The organism is Stenotrophomonas sp. (assembly GCF_032103445.1).
Classification (GTDB): domain Bacteria; phylum Pseudomonadota; class Gammaproteobacteria; order Xanthomonadales; family Xanthomonadaceae; genus Stenotrophomonas.
Window position 1 is genome coordinate 1 of record NZ_DAMDFR010000146.1, and the last position, 1,762, is coordinate 1,762.

Below are 1,762 nucleotides of genomic sequence, written 5' to 3' on the forward strand. Positions count from 1 at the left end.
ACCAGGCCCAGGCGGCCGACGCCGCCCTCGAATGGCTGTACGGGCGTGATCCCGAGCGCGCGCAGCGTGGCGAACGGCGCGCCGGCCTCGGCGCGTCGGCGCTGGCCACGCCCGACTGGATCAACCAGATCCACCAGCTGTTCCCGCAGGAGGTGATCGAACGCCTGGAGCGTGATGCGGTCGAGCGCTTCGGGATCGATGAAGTGGTCACCAACCTGGAGGTACTGGAGCGCATCCAGCCCTCTGAATCGCTGCTGCGCGCGGTGCTGCATACCAAGCACCTGATGAACCCGCAGGTGCTGGCCGCCGCGCGCCGCCTGGTCGCCGAGGTGGTCGGGCGCATCATGCAGCGCCTGGCCACCGAGGTACGCCAGGCCTTCAGCGGCACCCGCGACCGTCGCCGCCGCTCGCGCCGCGCCATTGCCAGCAACTTCGACTTCCGCCGCACCGTCGCCGCCAACCTGCATCGCTATGACCCGGCGCGGCGCAAGCTGTATGTGCAGCAGCCAATGTTCATCAGCCGCAGCCGCCGGCATACCGACCCGTGGGACATCATCCTGCTGGTCGACCAGAGTGGCTCGATGGTCGACTCGGTCATCCACAGCGCGGTGATGGCGGCCTGCCTGTGGCAGCTGCCCGGCATGCGCACTCACCTGGTCGCCTTCGATACCGCCGTGGTCGACCTCACCGCCGATGTGTCCGATCCAGTCGAGCTGCTGATGAAAGTGCAGCTCGGCGGCGGCACCGACATCGCCCGCGCCGTGGCCTACGCGCAGGGGCTGGTGGTCAATCCCAGCCGCAGCGTGGTGGTGCTGGTCAGCGACTTCTATGAAGGTGGCCCCGATGGCGAACTGGTGCGTCGGGTCAAGGCGCTCACCGCCGCCGGCACGCGCGTGCTCGGCCTGGCCGCGCTGGATGCACAGGCCAAACCCAATTACGACCGCGAAACCGCCGCTCGCCTGGTCAACGTCGGCGCGCACGTGGCGGCGATGACGCCCGGCGAACTGGCCGCCTGGCTGGCAGAGAAGGTGCTGGCATGAATCCGCGCAGCGATCTGCTGGATCTCACCCCGACCGCGCTGATGGCGCTGGCCAATGCCGGCTTCGTCAAACGTGCGCAGAAGGAGGTAGCGGCCGGGCTGCTGCCCGCGCTGGAGATTGATGACGCCGGCACCGTCATCGCCCGTTACGACGACGGGTGCGTGACCCGGTTGCCGGTGGGGGTCACGCTGCGCGAGGCCGATTGCAGCTGCAGCGCCACGGCCATGTGCCGGCATCGGGTCACCCTGGTGCTGGCCTGGCAGGCGCAGGCAGCAAGCGCCCAGGTGAGCACGGATGCCGCGCCCGCTGCGGACGACTACTGGAGCCCTTCCAGCTTCGACCTGCACGCCCTGGCGCAGGTGCTGCCGCCCACCGTGTTCGAACAGGCCGAGCGCCTGTGCGCGGCCGGTCCGCTGGTTACCGTGCATCCCTGGCGCAGCGCGGAGGAACCGCCGATGGCGCAGCTGCCGATGTGCAGCGTGCGCTTCTTCGTGCGGGACGCCATCGCGCACGCGCGCTGCGACTGCCGCCAGGGTGGCAGCTGCGCGCACCTGATCGTGGCCATCCGCGCCTTCGTGCTGGCCGAACAGGCCGGCGCATTGAGCGACGCGCGCACGGTACAGCTGTCGCCGCCGGGTGCTGCCGACGCGGATCCCGTGCGCCAGGCACTGCAGGCCGACCTGGACGCGCTGCTGCTGTCGCTGTGGCTCGACGGTGCAGCG

The 1,762-nt window shown here is 70.2% G+C and carries 2 protein-coding genes; both read left to right on the forward strand.

Translation table 11 applies throughout. The features are described from left to right. The coding region (locus tag RT551_RS21545; RefSeq protein ID WP_313462250.1) for a VWA domain-containing protein at positions 1-1,040 on the forward strand (1,040 nt) is incomplete at its 5' end. Further along, positions 1,037-1,762: SWIM zinc finger family protein (locus RT551_RS21550; RefSeq protein WP_313462252.1), on the forward strand; the 726-nt coding region annotated here is incomplete at its 3' end. The genes RT551_RS21545 and RT551_RS21550, both read left to right, overlap by 4 nt.